This window comes from Catellatospora aurea, from assembly GCF_042663325.1.
GTDB lineage: Bacteria > Actinomycetota > Actinomycetes > Mycobacteriales > Micromonosporaceae > Catellatospora > Catellatospora aurea.
The window spans coordinates 1-853 of the sequence record NZ_JBHTAC010000110.1 but is presented as its reverse complement, the minus strand read 5'-3'; the positions used below and the strand labels follow the sequence as shown (position 1 = coordinate 853).

Here is an 853-nt window from a genome sequence, read left to right as displayed (position 1 = left end):
GTCAGCGCTGCAGGGTGAGCAGGCCTGGCCGGTAGGGCAGCAGCCCGTAGTCGCCGCCGGAGTTCGGCGAGCGGCCCTGGTAGAGCAGCTGCAGGTTGCAGGGGTCGATGGTCATGGTCTGGTCGGCGTTGCTGCGGATGAGTTCGCCGTGGCTGATGTCGTTGGTCCAGGTGGCGCCGCTGTTGGCTTTGCCGGCGAAGGGGTTGCTCTCGGTGGCGGCCTGCGGGGTCCACGAGCCGCCGAGGCTGGTGGCGGTGAAGGAGCGGAAGTAGCGGCCCTGCGAGCCGATCGCCTCGACGATCATGAGGTACTGGTTCTGGCCGCCGACCTTGTAGACCTGGACGGCTTCGAACAGGTTGTTCGTGGTGTCGCTCATGATCACGGTGGAGGTGGAGCCGAAGCTGCCGGGGAAGTTGCCGATGGGCATGCTGGCCCGGTAGATCTTGCCGTTGTCGCCGGCGAAGAACAGGTACATGTTGCTGCTGTCGCCGATGACGGCCTGGTCGATGGGGCCGGTCCCGGAGCCGGAGATGGTGCCGGAGAACAGGGTCTGGGGTGCGGACCAGCCGTTGGGGTTGGTGGGGTCGGAGGAGGTGCGGTAGGAGAACGCGGGGCCGCCCCACTGGTAGGCCAGGACCCAGATGTTGCGGGGGGCGAAGTAGAACAGTGACGGTGCGACGGTGCCCGACGACATGGTGTTCTGGCTGGCCGAGGCCATGTCGGACCAGTTGGTGAACAGGCTGAAGTTCATCGAGCCCCAGCTGCTGCCGTTGTCGTGGGTGGTGGCGTAGACCAGGTGCCGGCCGTTGTAGGGGGCGTAGGTGAAGTCCTTGAGCGAGACCCAGCCCGACTT

1 protein-coding gene is annotated in these 853 nt (G+C 66.4%); it reads right to left on the bottom strand.

Annotation, left to right across the window (positions count from 1 at the left end):
- Window position 1 precedes the first annotated feature (1 nt).
- Window positions 2-853 (bottom strand): glycoside hydrolase family 62 protein (locus ACFQO7_RS37715; RefSeq protein ID WP_376810890.1); only part of this gene is annotated, 852 nt, incomplete at its 5' end.